Below are 18509 nucleotides of genomic sequence, written 5' to 3'. Positions count from 1 at the left end.
CTGGATAAGTCATTATCCACGTTTGGAGAGTTTGTTATCCACATTTGGATAAATAGGGGTATCAAATGAAAATAAAAGGGGAATTTATAGGGCAATTTTCCTTTTGGTAATAAGCTGTATTCCGTCAACGAAAAGCCTTTGAAAGAGGTTCTTGCTGATGTACCCCTTGTCACCGAACAGCTTACCTTGTATGAACTCTATAAAAGCTTTGTACTCCAAAGGCTTACGGTCATCAATATCTCCCGGCGTTATCATAAAGTTGAGAAGCTCTTCTTTTTCATTGCAAATTTTTTCAAGATAGAAATGTTTAAAGCAGCGATAAATTCTTGTCAAACTCATCAATAATACAGAAAATTTCCGTAACTTTGGATAGGAAAGCGACAACCCTTTATACAAGAGTGTTCCATGCGATTGGTTGATTTTCGGGTAACGATTTGGCAACCGTTCCTTTTGCTATGTTCTGCTTTGTTTTGCTTGCAAAGAACTCTTTATGTGAGCAAAGATAGTAAGATGTTTGGAAAACTCAAAACATTCGTAGGGCAAAACTTGTACAAAATGCTTTGAAATGTTGTAAAATACCCAACAATGGGGATTGTATTAAATATAAAAATTGCCTATCTTTGCAAAATAACTTATCTAATCTAATTTAATATGGAATTAATGAGAAAATTTACAGTATTAGGAATTATTGCTTGTGGGCTAATAAATTTGTATTCCTGCACTACACAAGAAAGTTTTGAAGAAGCAACAGACAGCAGTTTCTTAAACCTTTCTCAAGAAGAGTATATTAGTATAGCGTTTGAACATCCAAAAGAAATAACAGAGGACCAAGCGATAACTCTTGTCAAAGACTTTTCGGGGAAACAAGCGACAAGAAGTATATCTCAATCCCCTATCATCGAAAAGAAGTACTATATTGGTGGAATTTCTTCCAAAAGCGTAGAAGACACAGTTTCTTCCATCCCTATATATCAGTTAAAATTATCAGAAAAAGAAGGGTTTGCTCTTGTTGCTGGGGATGAGAGGTTTGCAACAGTTATTGCATTCGCTGAAAAAGGTAATTTAGCGGATACAACACAAAATAAAAGTGTTGCTTTGATGGTAAGGGAAGCAGAAAATGCCATCAAGAGTAAATTGCGTTATTATAATGCTATTAGAGACTCTCTTCATGATAAAACATTATGTAAACTTAAAACTGCTTTTCATACAAATGACATTACATATCATGATGTGAAAGAAAAAATAAAGGTAGTCCAAACACCTCTTACTCGTGGGCAATGGATACCTGAACCAACAATGGGGATTTTGGTAAAAGAAGTTAAGCCCATGTTGCGTACAGAATGGGGACAAAATAGGCCTTACAATAATGAACTTGGATATATTAATAATGATATTCCAAAGGTTGTTGGATGTGTGGGGACGGCTATTGCCCAGATTGTTGCACATTATGAGGCGATGTCTTCTGTATATGGTCATACTTTAGATTGGAATTTAATAAAAGAACGCGCAGGCATAGATGCCTTAACGGATGATGATATTCAACACCAAGTCGCACTGCTTTGCAAGCATGTTGCATACGGCATCAAAACAGAATGGAATATGGATGGAACAGGCGGTGCCTCCATGACTAATAGTCATAAATATTTGGAAACAATGGGAGTAACTTTTAATTTGGGAAAAAGAAATAAAGGATATGATATGGATGCGGCCATAATAATTGCATCTTTAGACCGCGGTTGTCCTGTGTTGATAACAGGAGATGAGGAGCCTTCCGAAACAAGAAGTTCTGGAAATAAGAAAGGGGGACATTGCTGGATTTTAGACGGTTATCAGGTACGGACGCGTTCTACCCCAACAAAACTAAAGGCAATGATAAAATCACACGATGTCTATGTTCATGCCAATTTTGGTTGGAAAGGATATGCAAGTGGATACTATATGGTTGACAGAAATGAGACTTCACTCTCTTTCGATACAAGACCGGTAGAAGGAAATTATAATCAAAGACTTCGCTTATTTCCGATGGTAAAAAGGAAATAATTCCAAATTCATTTCACACTTTCTAATGATTGACAGTTATTATGGGCAGATATTTTAGATTCTCTTTGGCCTGCCTTTTGTTTGCATTTATAATAAGTTGCACCTCTTCTGATGAGGATAAGAAGTTGACTTTTCAATTGGATAAACCTTATAGGGAAATCATGCAAGGCTCTACGCTCCGTGTGTTCATCACGAGTGGCAGTGGAGACTTGCAGATAAGCAATTCCAATGCGTTTAAGGACTATGCTAGAATTGCCTATGCGAGAACTCCCGAACAGGCAGGGCATGTAGGTGTTCTTTCAATCCAAGCCCTGCAAGTGGGAGAATTTCAGGTCTCACTGACCGACAACCTCACAAAGGAAAGACAGCAACTGACCGTTAAAGTCCTCCCGCCTTATCTGTTACTGGAAATTCACGAAGGCTCAGACCCTGTATGGTCAATAGGAAGCGGAGTTTCGGGACTTTTCCTTGTCCAGAACGCAGCGCATTCTTTTTATCTGTGCCGTTACGCCCCTACCGTATATCGGCATGTCGGGCCTGCCGTTCTCTCGGGGGTATATGAGATTGTCATGAAAGGCGGCATTCCGACGAACTTGCGCCTGAAAAGCAAGAAACAGGGGTTTGTCCGTGATTTCACCCTAACAGTGAAAAATAAGAAAGAGGCTTTGGAAAGGCTTGGGAAATTAGGAAAGCTCGGCCTACTTCCGGATGAAGAGAAATTCATCTATCCTGTCTTTCTTGACGAGCATGACATGGAAGAGCATATCATGGCGGAAATATCTTATAAGGAAGCAACCTTGCCTGAAAAGGTCATGGAATGAGATGCAGAAAACAAGGAGCATGCGGAGACATGGTTACAGCCTGACTCCCTTGCTCCTGTTTTCTTTTGAGGAAAGGATGGACGTCTGTCTGATTTTCTCCCACTGCCCCTTGAACCATGCGGCAATCGGCACTCTATCCACAAGCAGGTCGAGTATGGTCTTGCCTTCCTTCTCCGTCCTACCCACCTGCAAACGAACCTTCTCAGCGGCGAACGAACGCCTGTATTCCTCCGACCGCAGTTTTCCCGTAACAACGAGAACTTTGCCTTGCAAGAGTTCGTCCGTGTATTTCTCGGACAATCCAACCGAACGGCAAAGCCTTTCTATCTTGAGAAACTCGGCAAGCATGGGAAACCACTCCTTCGCCTTGTCGACGATGCGCCTGAGATTGCCGATTTCTCGCTGATGCTGCTCCGATGCTCGCAATCGCTCTGCGGTGTGGCTGTCTTTCATATTCTGCATATCCATGCGCATCTGTCCAATGTTCTCTTTCAGTTCTGCCACCTCACCGTGCAACTGCCTGTTCTCGCTTTCGAGCCTGCTCATCTTGTTGCTTCCCAAAAGAGAACCAATTCCGTTGAGTGCTGCGGTGGCAGTCCTGGCAGCGGAGTTCTTCAGTTCCACCGTCTTTGTCTCCGCCTTGATGCGTGCGAGTTCCTGCTTAGCTTGCTCTGCCTCTGCAATGATTCGACTTGCCTCTGTCTCTCTTGACAGCAGGGTGGCAATGTTCGCCTGTATGTCCTCGCCCTGCGTGATGAGGCTGCGGTAATACTCGTGTGTGGAGAGGTGCTTGGCGAGAGACCCTCTTACACCTCTTTTCAGCCCGTACTTCTCCATGTGTTCGGCGTAGGTGTCCTGATACCTGATAAGGCTGGCACGGCTCATCACTTCATCTGCACACAGGCGTGGGGCAGGTGCTTTTACCTTGTACTTGCGCTTCACATTTTCTTCCTTTTTCTGCTTCCTACGTTCTCCCTGTACTATCGGCACGATAGTGGCATGGATATGCGGTGTTTCCTCGTCCATGTGCAAGACTGCTGAAACAAGATTATCTGCTCCATAGGTTTCCCTCAACCATTTTACATTGTCCGCACACCACTCATCGAGTTTGCCCTCACCCTCCACGCGTGCCATGTCCTCGTGTGTGCCGCTCAATACAATTCGTATTGCCTGCACTTGGTTCTTTCCAATCTTACGTTTCAGTCCCGCCGTGTCAAGGCGGTGGCGTATGGCTAACGTGCGGTTGCACACGCCGTCGGGAAACATTATTAACTCACGGTTTAGATGCGTCCTCGTTGGGTCTGTGTTCTTTGGCACAATGGTGCGCTCGATATGTGCCGACATTCCGCTGTCAGCTCCCTTTGCCTTTTCCAAATGCAATACACAATATCCCATGATGTTATCGTTTTATAGTTGTCGTCTTTTGTCTTTTATATTCCTGATTTTATCGGTGAGAAGAAAAATGAAATGTGTTTCGGCTTGCCCGTTCCTTCATGCCGACAGGCTCGGCAGGGGTGTCCAGAGGGGTGCAACCCTGTTGGCTTATTGGAGGATTTTTAGCGGACACGGAGTGAAGCGTTAAGAAAATCCCCTAATAAGCTACGGTATTTTCTCTTTTGAAAATATCCGTACCGTGCTTACCACGTGGGCATTTGCCCCTGCCACTTCTTTCCCTTATAACCTGAAGTCCCCACGGTTTCTCCATCGGTGCTGCCGATTGGACTTGTTTCTCCGAAGGCATACTTGGACTGCACCCGAATATCTGAATACCCTGCATGCTTGGAAATACAGAATGCACGGCTTGCCGTGACTGCCTTTTTCTGTTGCTTATATCAGCGTGTCTTGCCTGTTCCGTTTCAGCCTGTAATGCCACTGCCGTTTCCCACCGAAGTCGGAGTGATGAAAATTCTGATGAATTGATGAATGTCGTTCCAATAATCTGGAAATCAACAGAATATGCTTTCATCATGCCCTCATCAAGCCGCTTGTCAAAGTGGAGTTTCATCATTTCCGATTCCTCTATCCCTGCATTTCCTCCAACTGCTTCCTGCCGATGGTGTAGAAACGCCCCGTGCGCCTAATCTCCGTATATGGGCGCATGTTGTCATAGCTCGGCTGGCAGGTCGTATAGGTGAGCGTGTTTTCGGCAGGAGTGAGTTTCCATATATCCTGCACGATACGCCTTACCTGCGTCCTGTCCGTCCTGCAGCCTGCGCAGTTCAGCAGAAGGAGCATGTCGTTGATGCAGAAGGAGAAAGCGTCCGCTTTCATGCAGTCCATGACTTCAAGGCAGGTTTCCGCCATCTCCACTTCCGTCCTGTTGCGGTTGCTCCGTATAATCCTGATCAGGGCTTGCGTGTGGATGAGTTCGGGACTGAACCACATGCGGCTCTCTTTCTTCGTGGAGAGCGTGCGGTGCTGGAGAAAATAGAGGAAGGCGGGTATTTCCTCCTTTACCCTTTGCAGGAAGTCCGTGTCATCCTTTTCTATCCTCCCCACCTTCCTCACCCAATAGCGTGTCTCTCCTGTGTCGATTATGACGGGCAGACGTTCGTTGTTGGAGCATAGTACGAACTTGGCGAAGAATGAAATCTCGTCCCTGTCCTTGCCCTTCGCCTCCACCTTGTAGGAAAGGGTGGTGCTGAGGTTCTTGAGCCGCTCGCTGTCCTCCCTGCGGTCGAGAAGCACCTCGTCCACGAGGATGAGCAGTTTCCCTGCCCAGTCCGAGTTGAACTGACTTCGGAAGTCCTCGTTGGTGTTGAAGGTTACATTGCCGCCGAATAGGGCTTTGAGGAAGTTGAGGAATGTGCTCTTGCCCGTGTTGCGTTCCTCTGATACGAGCAGCAGGATGGGCAGTTTCTCTATGGGATGCAGGTAGAGCAGTTGCAGGTAGTCCATGCCAAGTTCGTACTGCTCCCCGAAGATGTGCCTTGCCAATGCCTTGATATGGGGGAACACGCCTTGCTTCGGCTGATGTCCCGTCGGCTCGTAGAGGTTGAGGAAACTGCCTACTACGGGCTGATAATTCACATGGTCGGGGACGGTACAGAAACCGTCATACTTCGGGACGGTCGCCAAATAGTCCCTGCCGTAGTCCTGACGGAGCGTCTCGTTGTTCCATACGATGCGCTTCCTTACAAAACCACCTCCGATGAGAGGCATGTCTGCAAGTTTGTAGAGCGTTGTGCCCACACGGACGAAAGCCCCGTCCTTTTTTCTTTTTTCGGGCATATCTTCCAGCAGCCCGTCATTGTTTTTCTTATCCATTTCTTTCTTGCTTAAATGATTGATATATAGCATCGTGCAAAGTTACGGACATCGTTCCGAAAACTACTTGTGAAGAATGGCGCGGAACGGTGAAAGAAAAACGGAACGGAATAAAAACAGGGGAAGCTGGGAGGTGCAGAGCAAGATTTGAGGGAATAGGAGGATAATTTGGTAGGATTTGTCGAGGGTTGCTGAAAAAGGGAAAATCCCTTTTTCTTTCATCGTTCGCAAGCGTCTGATGATATGTTGATGAACCTGCAATCGCTTGATATTCAATCATATTATATCAATATTCATCAATTCATCAAAATAAAAGAAGTTGTGTTCGGTATGTTTTTCTTTTCCCGGCAGTCCTATACGACTCGTTCCTGACTATTATCCCTGCCCTTCAACCACCCAAAAAGAAAAAGGTTTATCCCCTTGTGTCGATGGGGATAAACCTCTATAAACCTCTGTCAAGGTGTTTCAGCAGGGACTGCCTGCCCGTGCAGGAAGGAGCATGACAAACCTTTCGTGCCGTTCGGTCAGCATTGCGACGACATGCTTCCGAAGCCTTTTTGCCCTTTGCGACTTGATGCGGAACGCAAGGGCTATGACCATTTCAAGGCTGTACGCATCAAGCCAGTGCCCCTCCGCTATCTTGATGTTCCTCTCTGCCGTGCAGGGATGCAGCAGCCCAGACTTGTATATTTCCTTGACCTGCGTGCGGATAGTATGCCCGAACACGCCAAACAGGTCGGCAATCTCATACTCGCCCATCCATATTTCCCTTTTGGGTACGGTGATGTTCCCGTGTTCGTCCATCGTGATTATCCGACGGGCATTGCCGTTTATGTCTTCTCCTTTCATTGTCATGCCATTTTGATTTTGCCGAATGATGCGTTGAGCTTGCTGCCGAGCATGGAGAGGTCGGTGTTGAGTTTCTCGGTGGTTATTTTCGCATAGAGTTGCGTGGTTACGATGTTCGTGTGTCCGAGTACGCGGCTCACGCTCTCGATGGGCATGCCCTTGCTGAGTGCCAATGTCGCAAAGCCGTGCCTTGCGCAGTGGAAGGAAATGTCCTTTGTGATGCCGCACTCGCTCATGACCTTCTTGAGCCTCTTGCAGACCGTCCAGTAGTTGATGTCCCCGAATATAGAGTTGTCCTTCTGGAACGGTCTGTATCTGTCAATGATTTGCAGGGGGACATCAAGCAGTTTCACTTGGAACGGAATATGCGTCTTGTGTCTTTTCGCAACTATCCACTTCTCGCCGTTCACCTCCACTATCTCATCGGTGGTGAGTTCCTTCAAGTCCACGAACGAAAGGGCGGTGAAGGAGGCGAAGACGAACAAGTCACGCACGAAGGCGGAGTGGCTGTCGGCAAACTCGTGCGACATCAGCGTCTTCAGCTCGTCCTCCGTAAGGAACTCACGCTCCTTCGTGTTCGGACTGACATGGAACTGAGCAAACGGATTTCTGGGTATCTTGCCGTTGAAGTGCGCACGCATCACCACGCCCTTGAGCCACATGCAGTTCAGCCAGATAGTGGCGTTCCTGTTTCCTTTCACCGTGCTGAGGTACACGGCGAAGTCCCTGATGAAGTCGGGGGTGAGTTCGAGCATCGACATATCGCTGCGGTTGTACTTGTAGCGGATAAACTTTTCCGTGTTGTTCCTTGCCCTGAGCATCACCTTGTATGTTCCCATGCTCCTGTCCTTGCCTACACGCTTGAGTAGGGAGGCGCAGTCCCTGTCAAAGGATTTGAGCAGGGTGTCGTACTCGCTGCCCAGCCCCTGATAGGCATTGCGCACCATCTCTGCCGTGACGAACGCCTCACGGTCGGAAAGCCGTTGGTAGTGCTTGATGATTTGCGCCTTGATGTTGTCGAGCGAGAGATTGGTGGCGATGGCTTCCTTGCTCTTGCCTTTAGCCCTGTTGCCCTTCACGTCCCAAAGTTCCTTCGGAATGGTGCGCTTGCAGCTGAACTGTGCCACCGTGCCGTTGATTGTAACACGTCCCATGATGGGGACGATACCGTTTTTCTCCTTGCTGCCGTTCACATAGAACAGCACCTTGAATGTGCTTCTTGCCATTGCCTTTTCTTTTTGGTTGCAAAATTAAACATGAAAGAGCCTAACTCTGCTATGCAAAATATGGAGCAATGAAGCAACAGCAACGGATGCACGAAAAATCGCAGTTTTTCTCCTTTTGGGTGGAGGCGGTTACCCTGCTTTCGGGTAACGATTTGAAAACCTTTCTGTCGCAATAATCCGCATATTACTGCCTCGTTGCAGTTGACGGATTTTCTGCGGCTTGCGCCGTATATCCTTAATAATCAAGCCCAATTGCGTTAAACTGCTGATTTTATGCAAATATTACAGCGATTTTCAGTAACTTTGTCTTTGGTAATCATCGCTTGGTTGTTTTGTAAGTTGTTGATTTTCAAATATAAAGTTACAAAAACAACGAGATTACCAACTTTTATAAGAACTTTCTTAACCCGAACTCACGTAAAAAGATGTGAATTTCATCATGGCATGCAGGGGAAGAAAAATATCTCTGTGGTGAGGTTGAGTCATTCAATCCACACCACAGAGACACTGCTTTACTTCTCTATTTTCGGGGGCGAAGCTATGAACGGGGATTCGGCGTATCGACTTTATCGACACCGTCGCCGGCGCTTAACGGATTCCAACCTTGTGCCCGCAACTCAAACTCGTTGCCATCGCGCGTCACAAGCAGGTGTCCGAACTCGGGCTTCGTGATGTGTCCAATCAGTCGGACACCCTCCATTGCCTCAATCTTGGCATGGTCTCCGATGGGCACAGTAAAGAGCAGCTCGTAGTCTTCACCGCCGTTCATGGCGCAGGTTGTGACATTCATGTTGAATTCTTCTGCCATCACAGCCGTCTGATAATCGATGGGCAACGATTTCTCATATACCCTACAACCGCAGTTGCTTTGGCTACAGATGTGCAACAGTTCGCTGCTCAGCCCGTCGGAAATATCCATCATCGCCGTGGGACGAATGTTTGCTTCGCGCAGCTGGGCAATGATGTCGCCCCGTGCTTCCGGATTCAGCTGTCGTTCAAGCAGATATTCCTTACCTGCAAAGTCGGGACGGAAGTCTTTCAAGCTATCCAACGCCTGTCGGTTGCCCTTTTTCTGAGCCTCTTCCACTTGCTGATAATACACTGCTTTCTCGCGTTCGAGGAGTTGCAGCCCCATGTACGATGCCCCCAAATCACCCGTTACGCAAATCAAATCGGTGTCTTTGGCACCGTTGCGATAAACAATATCGCCCGCCGCAGCTTCGCCGATGCAGGTAATACTGATAGCCAACCCCGTGTAAGACGACGTCGTATCTCCGCCCACAATGTCCACCTTCCACTTTGCGCAAGCCGCTTTCAATCCGTCGTAGAAAGCCTCCGTGTCTTCTATCGTGAAGCGTTTACTCAACGCTATGCTGACGATGAGCTGTCGCGGTGTGCCGTTCATGGCGAAGATGTCGCTCATGTTTACCATCGCCGACTTATAACCGAGCTGTCGCATATCGATATACGTGAGGTCGAAGTGCACGCCTTCCATCAGCATATCCGTGGTTACGAGCACCTCTTTGTCGGGATAATGCAGTACGGCGCAATCGTCTCCCACGCCGTAACGCGTGGAGGGATTCTGCGGTTTGATGTCTTCTGTAAGACGGCGGATAAGGCCGAACTCGCCCAATGTTGCTATTTCTGTCATGTAGTGCCAGCCTGTGATGATTGCTTCAGTTTCTCTTTATCATCTCGCGCATGATTTCTGTCATCAGCGGCTGTGCCTTATTAGCTGCCACTTGCACCTCTTCATGGCTCACCTCCACAGGCTGTCCTTCCAGTCCGAGGTCTGTAATGATGCTCACACCAAACACTTTGATGCCGCAATGTCTGGCCACGATAACCTCGGGAACTGTGCTCATGCCCACAGCATCGCCGCCCAATCGATGGTACATGGCATACTCTGCGGGGGTTTCAAACGTGGGACCTTGCACGCCCACGTACACACCGTGCATCACGCGGATGCCTTTTTCACGGGCGATGGCATCGGCCTGTGCTATCAATTGCTTGTCGTAAGGTTCGTGCATATCGGGGAATCGGGGTCCGGTGGGGAAGTTCTTGCCCCGCAATGGATGCTCGGGGAAGAAGTTGATGTGGTCGGTGATAATCATCAGGTCTCCTATTTTAAACTCCGGATTCATGCCTCCTGAAGCGTTGGAAACAAAGAGCGTCTTGATACCCAATTCATACATCACGCGTTCGGGAAAGGTTACTTCTTTCATGTCGTAACCTTCGTAATAATGAAAACGTCCCTCCATGGCCATGATATCTTTGCCGCCGAGCTTACCGAAAATCAATTTGCCGGCATGACCTTCCACCGTAGAAACGGGGAAATGAGGAATCTCGCTGTATGGAAACTCGTAAGTATCAGTGATTTCTGAAGCTAATTGTCCCAGTCCCGTTCCTAAAATGATAGCTGTGGTGGGGGCTGTGGTCATCCGTTCTTTCAGCCAGGATGCTGTTTCTTGAATTTTTTCGTACATAGCTTATTATTTTATGATTGAATTTCTTTTCCTGTTCCAACATGAATTTGATTTCCACCGGCAACACGAACAAAGCTCCTTTTGCCTCTTCGCTCCATCCATCGAGGCCGGAAAGTCTTGTGGCATCTTTCTCGGTTGTGATGATTATTTTAGGCGACGGCATAGCGGCAAACCGCTCATTGATGCGCTCCACATCGCGTTTCGTAAAGCGATGGTGATCGCGAAAAGCCATCTGCACAATATCTCCGCAATGAGGTTCCAAGTCTATTGTTAATTGTTTGGGCGATGCAATGCCCGTGAGCAGGAGAACATGTATCTTCTTTCCAAGGTCTTCCAATGCTTTCTCTTCGCTACCGAAAAGGGTCTTCATCCGTCCATAGGTCAGCGTAGTGAAATACAAGTCTTGGTAGGCATAGAGTTCGAGGGTCTTCATTAGCACGCGAAACTCCATCGGCTTAAGGCTTGCCGGACATTTCGTAACGATAACGATGTCGGCTCTCAGCTTTCCTTCTTTCGGTTCCCGCAGTTGGCCTGCAGGCAGAAGACGATCATAGATGATAAGTCTGTGATAGTCTACCAGCAGAATGTTGAGCCCCGGTTTCACATACCGATGCTGAAAAGCGTCGTCGAGCAAGACGACATCGGTATCTTTCGTCGCCTCATCCGTTATCAGATGTTCGATGCCTGCGCAGCGGTTACGGTCTACTGCCACGTAAACGTTCTCGAACTTCTTGTGCATCTGGTACGGTTCATCTCCAATATCCTGCATGCGGATGTCGGCATCGGCCAGCACATAGCCGCGGCTTTTCCGTTTGTAACCTCTGCTCAATACGGCCACTTGCGCCTCTTCTTTCAGCAATTTCACGAGATATTCTACGTGCGGTGTTTTGCCTGTACCGCCTACGGTAATGTTTCCCACTGCGATAACGGGCACGTCGAACGACCGGCTCTTCAACACTCCCCACTCAAAAAGTTGATTGCGAAAGCGCACTCCCAGCCCGTACAACCAACTGATAGGCCGTAACCACTCGTTTATTTTGATGAAATCGCCTTCCATGCCGTTTACCTTTTGCTGATTTTGTGATGCCGCTCCGTTTATCTGATGCTGAATGAGAAAGGCAACGCCGCTTGTATCGGGTCGCTCTCATTCAGTTTTTTCATGTTGGCAAAGGGTTGGTAGTATTCGCCGAGAGCAGCCCGCAGCTGGTCGTCGAGATAACTTCTGCGCCCCACAGATGCGAACAATTGGTCTATGAAATCTGCCTCTTCGGGATAATTCTCCGTATAATATTCGTCGAGCTTGGCCAACTTTGCCGCCTTGGCAATGGCTTCGTCGAGGCCTCCGAGCTGGTCTACGAGTCCTATCCGCAAAGCATCGCGCCCCGTCCATACATGACCTTGTGCCATGTTCTCTATGGCTTCTACACTTCGTTTGCGACCATCGGCCACACGTTTGCGGAAGAGCGTATAACCACGGTTGACGTATGCCTGCAAAAGTGCTGTCTCCTCGGCATTAAATGGGTGAGCTGTTCTTATGAAAGAGAAGGCACTGTTGCGGTTGGTTTTCACCTCATCGAACCTTACACCCAACTTTTCCGTCAGCAGGCCGCTCATATCGGGAAATGCACCAAAGATGCCGATACTACCTGTAAGCGTAGTTGGCTGGGCTACAATCCAATCGGCTCCGCAACTCATATAATAACCTCCGGAAGCCGCATAGCCGCCCATCGACACTACCACAGGCTTCTTTTTCTTCAGCTCTGTTATCTGGTGCCACAACTGTTCGGAAGCGTAGGAACTGCCGCCGTGTGAGTTGACGCGGATAACCACTGCTTTCACATCATCGTCCTCCATGAGTTCTTTCAGGTCTTTGCATACGTCTTGCGCCACAATCTCCTGTCCGCCGGAGAACGTCCCAGAGAGAGAAGTCTGCACGATGCCGCCTTCGGCATAGTAAACGGCAATCTGTTCTCCCTCGCTGCTTCCCTCTTTTACGTTTGCCATGTCGGCAATGCTCAGCTGGTTGATGTCCTTATCCGGTTCGATACCCAAGCGTTTACACACCTCTGGCTTGATTTGGTCGGCATAGAGCAGCCCATCTATCATCCGGTATTTCAGCAATTCTTTTGCATCCGTCAAGAGCATAAAGCGGTCGGCATAGGCATTGAGCGAGTCTACACTTATCTTTCGGCTTTCGGAAACAGCCTGACAGATGTCTTTCCATGTGCCATTGAGAAATGCCGACACCTGTTCGCGGTTGGCATCGCTCATCTTTTCTTCCGTATATTGCTCGGTAAAACTCTTGTAACGCCCCACTTTCACCACTTGATACTTCACGCCGAACTTCGCGTAAAGGTCTTTATAGAATACGGGGCGGGCAGCTAATCCGTGCCAATCGAGCGTTCCTTGCGGGTTGATGTATATCTTATCGGCTACTGAAGCCAGATAGTATGCTCCTTGAGAATAATCATCCGCGTATGCAATGACCCATTTCCCGCTCTTCTTGAAGTCGAGAAACGCATTGCGAATTTCCTGCAACGTGGCGTAATCGGCTTGTAAAAGGCCTGCTTCTATGTAAATGCCTTTGATGTCATCATTGTTTTTGGCTTTCTTTACAGCAGAAAGGATGTCGGATAATCCGAGCTGGGCGATGTTCTCTCCCGTCAGTTTTCCGAGTATGTTGGGTTGGGTTTTGTCTTGTATGACACCAGCCATGTTCATGACCAGCACGGAGTTTTCACTCACGTTTTTTGTCTGAGATTCCGATGCGAGCATGCCCACGATGCTCATCAACCCTATGAAAATGCTCACAACGCCTAAGAGCAAACCGCCTACAACGGTAGCCAATACATATTTAAAAAAGTCTTTCATCGATGCGGTTATTATATATATGTGTAATGAATATGCAAATATAAGAAAATATATTCATACCGGCACGTCTTTCGTCTGTTTTTTACGAGCTTTTAGAATTTCGTTCGAACAAGCAAAAAGTGCACTATACAGCATACGAATGCCATGCTTCGCACAGACTCTCGCTCCCCGAACAGGGCAACGCAGGTATGCGCTTGTCTCGGAGAACGTAAGTGTCTGAAAAACAAGAGGATGGGTGAGAGATAGAGAAAGCTATGCTTTGATGTTGTAAAAGCATAGCTTTCATCGCGTTGGAGCATAGCTCTGAGCATGCTAAAGCATAGCTTTCAAAACACAGGAGCAGGATGCCGGCATGCAGCCATGATTTTTCCTCTTTTCTGACAGCTCACCGACACAACATAAAAAAGGCAACGAAAAAACTTTGAAAACATTTTGTTATCTCAATTATATTTCACACCTTTGCATCTGTTAATCTACACAGAACAAGAAAATCTATTAAGACTAAATTATTCTACTATGGCTGAACAATTAGAGGTCAAAGAATTATCACAAGTCGTTGTGCGCTTTTCCGGCGACTCCGGCGACGGTATCCAGCTTGCTGGAAACATCTTTTCAACAGTCTCTGCCACTGTTGGTAACGGTATCTCAACATTCCCCGACTATCCCGCAGACATTCGCGCTCCGCAAGGTTCACTGAATGGCGTATCGGGATTTCAGGTACATATCGGCGAGGGACGCGTCTATACGCCCGGCGATAAGTGCGATGTGCTGGTGGCCATGAATGCCGCCGCGCTGAAAACACAGTACCAGTATGCCAAACCATCGGCAACGATTATCATCGATACCGATAGTTTCAAAGCCGGAGACCTAAGGAAAGCACAGTTTGCCACTGAAGACTATCTGGCTGAAATGGGCATTGACGAAGACCGAGTGGTGGCCTGTCCCATCACGCAAATGGTGAAAGACTGTCTTGCCGACACAGGTATGGACACCAAATCCATGCTGAAGAGCCGAAACATGTTTGCTCTCGGACTTGTCTGCTGGCTATTCAACCGCGACTTAGAGCTGGTGGAGAACTTCTTGAAAGAGAAGTTCGGAAAGAAACCGGGCGTAGCCGAGAACAATATCAAAGTGGTACATGCCGGCTACGACTATGGCCACAACGTGCATGCCTCTGTGCCTTCTACCTATAGAATAGAATCGAAGACCAAAGAAAAAGGCCGCTATATGGACATCACCGGCAACAAGGCTACGGCTTACGGCTTGATGGCTGCTGCCGAAAAGGCAGGCCTGAAACTCTTCTTAGGCTCCTATCCCATCACACCGGCAACCGACATCCTGCACGAACTCTCAAAACATAAGAGCATGGGTGTGATTACCGTACAGTGCGAAGACGAGATTGCAGGTTGCGCCAGCTCCGTCGGAGCAGCTTTTGCAGGAGCTTTGGCCGCCACATCTACCTCTGGTCCGGGCGTATGTCTGAAGTCTGAAGCCATCAACCTCGCTGTCATCGACGAGTTGCCGCTCGTAGTCATCAACGTACAGCGTGGCGGTCCGTCTACCGGTCTGCCTACAAAAAGCGAACAAACCGACCTTTTGCAAGCCCTTTACGGCCGCAACGGAGAGTCGCCCATGCCTGTCATCGCCGCAACAAGTCCTACCGATTGCTTCGATGCCGCTTACATGGCAGCCAAGATAGCTTTGGAACATCTCACACCGGTCATACTTCTTACCGACGCATTCATCGCTAACGGTTCGTCGGCATGGAAGCTCCCTAACATAGCAAACCTGGCAGAGATTCATCCACACTATGCTACTCCGGAGATGAAAGGCAACTATTCGCCCTACAAACGCGACCCGAAAACCAACGCCCGCTATTGGGCTATCCCCGGAACAGAGGGCTATCAACACATCCTCGGCGGTCTCGAAAAAGACAGCAATACGGGTAGTATCTCCACAGAACCCGAGAACCACAACCTGATGGTACACCTGCGCGCCGACAAAGTGGCACGCATCGAAGTACCAAACGTGGAAGTACAAGGCGATAAAGACGACGCCGAACTGCTTCTTATCGGCTTCGGAAGCACCTACGGGCACCTCTATTCAGCCATGGAAACCTTGCGTGCACAAGGAAAGAAAGTGGCTCTGGCACAGTTCAAATACATCAATCCGCTCCCCAAAAACACCGCCGAAGTGCTGAAAAAGTATCCCAAAGCCGTGGTGGCAGAGCAGAACCTCGGACAGTTTGCTGCCTATCTGCGTGCCAAAGTAGACGGATTCGTACCTTTCCAATACAACGAAGTAAAGGGACAACCTTTCGTGGTGGAAGAACTTGTAGCAGCTTTTGAAAAATTATTAAGCAAATAACAAAGTGAAAACGTCGGACGGGTAAAGAGCATTCTCTTTCCCTCCGACCCACGAACAGATAAAAAATACACATCATGGAATATACAGCAACAGATTATAAGAAAGGACAACCGCGCTGGTGTCCTGGTTGTGGAGACCATTTCTACTTGGCTTCCATGCACAAGGCGATGGCCGAAATAGGCATCCCCCCTTATCAAACGGCCGTTATCTCGGGCATCGGATGTTCCAGCCGACTGCCCTACTACGTGAACACCTATGCCATGCAGACCATCCACGGACGAGCTGCAGCCATCGCAACAGGTGCCAAAGTGGTGAATCCCGACCTGAATATATGGCAGGTTAGCGGTGATGGCGACGGTTTGGCTATCGGCGGTAACCACTTCATTCATGCCATGCGCCGTAATATCGACATCAATATCATCCTGCTCAACAACCGCATCTACGGTCTGACCAAAGGGCAATACTCGCCCACTTCACCGCGTGGCTTCGTTTCCAAGTCCAGCCCCTACGGTACGGTGGAAGACCCGTTCCGCCCCGCAGAGCTGTGTTTTGGTGCACGAGGACATTTCTTCGCGCGTGCCGTAGCCAGCGACAATGCCGAAATTATAGCAATTCTGAAAGCTGCACAGAAGCACAAAGGAGCTTCTGTTTGCGAGATATTGCAGAACTGTGTCATCTTCAACGATGGCGTTTACGACCCCGTTTACAACAAGGAAGGCCGTAAGAAAAACTCCATCTACCTGCGTCAGGGAGAGCCGATGCTCTTCGGCGAGAACAACGAATACGGCATTGCGCAGGAAGGTTTCGGGCTGAAGGTTATCAAAATTGGTGAAAACGGCGCAACGATAGACGACGTGCTCATCCACGATGCACATGCCGAAGACCACACGCTGCAAATGAAGCTCGCACTCATGGACAACGAACATGGCTTCCCCATTGCACTCGGTGTGATTAGAGACGTGGACGCACCCACCTACGATCAGGCTGTGAATGCCCAGATAGAAGAGGTGAAAGGCAAGAAGAAGTATCATAACTTCATGGAATTGCTGGAAACCAACGACATTTGGGAGGTGAAATAAACGGTTGATTGCTGTCGGTGTGCAACGATGCAAACAGGGTATCGAAGCATTACAGACAGATGACAAACGACCAAAAACAAATCCCTTTCCCGACGATAACTCGGGAAAGGGATTGCTCTTTTTAAGAAGGAAGCATCAGGGAGTTGTCCTCCCGCGTTGTTTCATTCGCCTTAGAATGTTGTGACCTTAATGGGGTCGTATTCCGAACCGCTCATCACAAACTTGTAACCGATGGTCAGTGAGAAGTTGCTATTGTATATTTTCTCTACCGGTTGCAAAGAACTGCCCATGAAGAATTTGTCAAACACTTTCAGCAGTCCGGCATTATAACGGGCTTCCACCACAAAGTTCCGGTATTCATAGGATACACCGATAGGGATAGCAATGTCGATTCTGTTGCAACGGTCTGTAATTCCGACCTTCTCTGTCCTGCCATCTTTCTTGCCACAAACTTTGGCATTGAGGAGATAACTCAACTGCAAGCCGGCCTTTACGGCAAGTCCCTTTGCTGCGTAATAGTTCACAAGAACGGGCACTTGCAGGTAGTTCATGCGAATGAAAGAGTTGCTATAGTCAGCAACATCTGCATTTACACACTGTGAATTGAAGAGAATAGCCCCCGAAGTACTCCACTTTTCATAGGCTTGATACTCGAAATCAATACCTCCAATGAATCCTATCCGAGGCGTATAGCCCTTGGCATCGCTGCCCCTAAAGTCGGAGTAACTCAATCCGAAACGCGGTTGCCACGTGTAATCGCCCTCTTCGGCCTGTGCGAAAACACCCATAAATGACAGCAACAGAGCTGCCGCAAGTAATATTCTTTTCATGATTAAATAGTTTGTTTTACGCTGCAAATATAGGAGAAAAAACCATACCAAGCAAGCAAAGACTTTGTTTTCACAGCATGGAAACGTCGTGTGCTATGGTTGCAACACATCTTTTACTCTAAAAATAAATGATTTCAGGACTGCAAAGTCCCTTATGTCTGGGCGAAAACGTTGCGATAAACCTGCTATCTATGCCCTAACATAATCTACGAAAGCATAGGCATGCGGATGTTTTTCATCGGCGGGATGAGTTTCGCGTTGCACCTCCCGCCATTCATGATAGGCAGGGAAGAAAGCATCGGCAGCAGCAGGTGTGTCGGCAATCTCTGTGAGATAGAGACGCTCGGCCTTGGAGATAGCCTGCCGATAAACGTGCGCCCCACCTATTATATATACATCCTCGTCGGGTGAGCAGTGCGACAGCGCCTCCTCAAGCGAGGTATAGGTGTCACATCCCTCAAAGTTTCGGACGGTTGTACTCAGCACGATGTTGCGCCGATGAGGCAGTGCGCCGTTGGGTAGAGATTCGAACGTGCGCCGTCCCATGATGATGGTATGCCCCGTCGTGAGGGCTTTGAAGCGTTTCAGGTCGTTGGGCAACCAGTAGAGCAGTTTGTTTTGATAGCCGATAGCACGGTTTTCTGCCACAGCGGCAATGATGTTGATATGCATG

General features: G+C 48.2%; 16 protein-coding genes and 1 pseudogene. 4 read left to right on the top strand and 13 right to left on the bottom strand.

Annotated features, from left to right (window positions below):
* Nucleotides 1–96: 96 nt before the first annotated feature.
* Nucleotides 97–339 (bottom strand): annotated as a pseudogene (locus HMPREF0658_RS04210) (transposase); the annotation flags it as partial.
* A gap of 312 nt (nt 340–651) precedes the next feature.
* Here HMPREF0658_RS04210 and HMPREF0658_RS04205 point away from each other — a divergent pair.
* Both HMPREF0658_RS04205 and HMPREF0658_RS04200 read left to right on the top strand, forming a co-directional pair.
* Nucleotides 652–2040 (top strand): C10 family peptidase, encoded by a 1389-nt coding sequence (locus HMPREF0658_RS04205; protein WP_006948820.1) that lies wholly within the window; start codon nt 652–654, stop codon nt 2038–2040.
* A 125-nt stretch (nt 2041–2165) separates the two neighbouring features.
* On the top strand, nt 2166–2861 hold the full coding sequence (locus tag HMPREF0658_RS04200; RefSeq protein ID WP_238305609.1) for a hypothetical protein: 696 nt from the start codon (nt 2166–2168) through the stop codon (nt 2859–2861).
* Between the two features lie 33 nt (nt 2862–2894).
* On the opposite strand, the gene mobV is transcribed toward HMPREF0658_RS04200, so the two are convergent.
* From mobV to sppA, 10 genes are all read right to left on the bottom strand, one after another.
* Nucleotides 2895–4256, bottom strand: coding sequence for a MobV family relaxase (gene mobV, locus HMPREF0658_RS04195; protein ID WP_006948816.1), 1362 nt, complete (start codon nt 4254–4256; stop codon nt 2895–2897).
* A gap of 196 nt (nt 4257–4452) precedes the next feature.
* The gene (locus tag HMPREF0658_RS04190; protein ID WP_006948812.1) at nt 4453–4869 is read right to left on the bottom strand and encodes a hypothetical protein; all 417 of its coding nucleotides are present in this window, start codon (nt 4867–4869) and stop codon (nt 4453–4455) included.
* Between the two features lie 11 nt (nt 4870–4880).
* Nucleotides 4881–6128 carry a primase-helicase family protein gene (locus tag HMPREF0658_RS04185; protein ID WP_024991007.1) on the bottom strand — a complete coding sequence of 416 codons (1248 nt, stop codon included), beginning with the start codon at nt 6126–6128 and terminating at the stop codon, nt 4881–4883.
* A complete protein-coding gene (locus HMPREF0658_RS11320; protein WP_139047713.1) occupies nt 6121–6408 on the bottom strand; it encodes a hypothetical protein in 288 nt (95 codons plus the stop codon). The genes HMPREF0658_RS04185 and HMPREF0658_RS11320 overlap by 8 nt, the downstream gene beginning before the upstream one ends.
* A 185-nt stretch (nt 6409–6593) precedes the next feature.
* Complete coding sequence (locus HMPREF0658_RS04180; RefSeq protein WP_006948802.1) at nt 6594–6983, bottom strand: virulence RhuM family protein; 390 nt, start codon at nt 6981–6983, stop codon at nt 6594–6596.
* The gene (locus HMPREF0658_RS04175) at nt 6980–8203 is read right to left on the bottom strand and encodes a site-specific integrase (RefSeq protein ID WP_004377326.1); all 1224 of its coding nucleotides are present in this window, start codon (nt 8201–8203) and stop codon (nt 6980–6982) included. Before HMPREF0658_RS04175 ends, HMPREF0658_RS04180 begins: the two co-directional genes overlap by 4 nt.
* A gap of 538 nt (nt 8204–8741) precedes the next feature.
* Entirely contained in the window at nt 8742–9854 is a 1113-nt protein-coding gene (gene thiL / locus HMPREF0658_RS04170; protein ID WP_006948801.1) for a thiamine-phosphate kinase, read from the bottom strand.
* A gap of 25 nt (nt 9855–9879) precedes the next feature.
* Nucleotides 9880–10689: a purine-nucleoside phosphorylase gene (locus tag HMPREF0658_RS04165; RefSeq protein WP_006948800.1), complete on the bottom strand. Its 810-nt coding sequence runs from the start codon at nt 10687–10689 to the stop codon at nt 9880–9882.
* Entirely contained in the window at nt 10574–11746 is a 1173-nt protein-coding gene (gene lpxK, locus HMPREF0658_RS04160) for a tetraacyldisaccharide 4'-kinase (RefSeq protein ID WP_006948799.1), read from the bottom strand. The genes HMPREF0658_RS04165 and lpxK overlap by 116 nt, the downstream gene beginning before the upstream one ends.
* Before the next feature lie 38 nt (nt 11747–11784).
* Nucleotides 11785–13560, bottom strand: a complete 1776-nt coding sequence (gene sppA / locus HMPREF0658_RS04155) for a signal peptide peptidase SppA (protein ID WP_006948798.1) — start codon at nt 13558–13560, stop codon at nt 11785–11787.
* 516 nt (nt 13561–14076) lie between these two features.
* On the opposite strand from sppA, the gene HMPREF0658_RS04150 reads away from it, so the two are divergent.
* Complete coding sequence (locus tag HMPREF0658_RS04150) at nt 14077–15927, top strand: 2-oxoacid:acceptor oxidoreductase subunit alpha (RefSeq protein WP_006948797.1); 1851 nt, start codon at nt 14077–14079, stop codon at nt 15925–15927.
* A gap of 71 nt (nt 15928–15998) precedes the next feature.
* Nucleotides 15999–17006, top strand: coding sequence for a 2-oxoacid:ferredoxin oxidoreductase subunit beta (locus tag HMPREF0658_RS04145; RefSeq protein ID WP_024991005.1), 1008 nt, complete (start codon nt 15999–16001; stop codon nt 17004–17006).
* A 170-nt stretch (nt 17007–17176) separates the two neighbouring features.
* On the opposite strand, the gene HMPREF0658_RS04140 is transcribed toward HMPREF0658_RS04145, so the two are convergent.
* Nucleotides 17177–17836, bottom strand: a complete 660-nt coding sequence (locus HMPREF0658_RS04140; protein WP_006948794.1) for a porin family protein — start codon at nt 17834–17836, stop codon at nt 17177–17179.
* 189 nt (nt 17837–18025) lie between these two features.
* Entirely contained in the window at nt 18026–18508 is a 483-nt protein-coding gene (locus HMPREF0658_RS04135; protein WP_006948792.1) for a dihydrofolate reductase, read from the bottom strand.
* Nucleotide 18509 lies beyond the last annotated feature (1 nt).

The organism is Hoylesella marshii DSM 16973 = JCM 13450 (assembly GCF_000146675.1).
Taxonomy (GTDB): domain Bacteria; phylum Bacteroidota; class Bacteroidia; order Bacteroidales; family Bacteroidaceae; genus Prevotella; species Prevotella marshii.
Note: the sequence above shows the minus strand (reverse complement) of the source record. Positions and strands in the feature narration are given on the sequence as shown.

Coding starts and splice junctions, on each gene's coding strand:
- HMPREF0658_RS04180 (WP_006948802.1), bottom strand. CDS start 6,983: ATGACAATGAAAGGAGAAGACATAAACGGCAATGCCCGTCGGATAATC.
- HMPREF0658_RS04175 (WP_004377326.1), bottom strand. CDS start 8,203: ATGGCAAGAAGCACATTCAAGGTGCTGTTCTATGTGAACGGCAGCAAG.
- mobV (WP_006948816.1), bottom strand. CDS start 4,256: ATGGGATATTGTGTATTGCATTTGGAAAAGGCAAAGGGAGCTGACAGC.
- HMPREF0658_RS11320 (WP_139047713.1), bottom strand. CDS start 6,408: ATGATTGAATATCAAGCGATTGCAGGTTCATCAACATATCATCAGACG.
- HMPREF0658_RS04165 (WP_006948800.1), bottom strand. CDS start 10,689: ATGTACGAAAAAATTCAAGAAACAGCATCCTGGCTGAAAGAACGGATG.
- HMPREF0658_RS04150 (WP_006948797.1), top strand. CDS start 14,077: ATGGCTGAACAATTAGAGGTCAAAGAATTATCACAAGTCGTTGTGCGC.
- HMPREF0658_RS04190 (WP_006948812.1), bottom strand. CDS start 4,869: ATGATGAAACTCCACTTTGACAAGCGGCTTGATGAGGGCATGATGAAA.
- HMPREF0658_RS04140 (WP_006948794.1), bottom strand. CDS start 17,836: ATGAAAAGAATATTACTTGCGGCAGCTCTGTTGCTGTCATTTATGGGT.
- HMPREF0658_RS04135 (WP_006948792.1), bottom strand. CDS start 18,508: ATGCATATCAACATCATTGCCGCTGTGGCAGAAAACCGTGCTATCGGC.
- thiL (WP_006948801.1), bottom strand. CDS start 9,854: ATGACAGAAATAGCAACATTGGGCGAGTTCGGCCTTATCCGCCGTCTT.
- sppA (WP_006948798.1), bottom strand. CDS start 13,560: ATGAAAGACTTTTTTAAATATGTATTGGCTACCGTTGTAGGCGGTTTG.
- lpxK (WP_006948799.1), bottom strand. CDS start 11,746: ATGGAAGGCGATTTCATCAAAATAAACGAGTGGTTACGGCCTATCAGT.
- HMPREF0658_RS04205 (WP_006948820.1), top strand. CDS start 652: ATGGAATTAATGAGAAAATTTACAGTATTAGGAATTATTGCTTGTGGG.
- HMPREF0658_RS04185 (WP_024991007.1), bottom strand. CDS start 6,128: ATGGATAAGAAAAACAATGACGGGCTGCTGGAAGATATGCCCGAAAAA.